The organism is Vibrio sp. 10N.222.55.C6, assembly GCF_041473395.1.
Lineage (GTDB): Bacteria > Pseudomonadota > Gammaproteobacteria > Enterobacterales > Vibrionaceae > Vibrio > Vibrio crassostreae_C.
Map to the genome: position 1 here is coordinate 1 of NZ_JBFRSD010001020.1, position 279 is coordinate 279.

Annotated in this window: 1 protein-coding gene; it reads right to left on the reverse strand. The window is 42.7% G+C overall.

Translation table 11 applies throughout. The annotated features are described in order from the left end of the window. Positions 1 to 279, reverse strand: a 279-nt coding sequence (locus AB4486_RS27350) for a L,D-transpeptidase family protein (protein ID WP_372119930.1), incomplete at both ends; no start/stop codon positions are given.

Sequence of the window (279 nt, forward strand, 5' to 3'; positions counted from 1 at the left end):
GCTATAGGCGCGGAAGTCATCGTTAAACAAGCTTTTACTTGGGGTGTCATGGAGATAGATGGCTCGCTTGTTGGGCGTATTGAACTTATACAAACCCAATGCGTTACTAGAGCCTGCTTGCTGGCGCATTCGATAAGGAAAAGAGTTAAAGTTAATCGTTTGCCAATCTATCTCGGTAGTATCGACAGTTTCCATCGAACGCCAACCATCGATCACTTGAAAATTGTGTGTTTCAAGATAACTCTCGTCGGCTTTTACTTTAGGCAAGATATCTTTAAC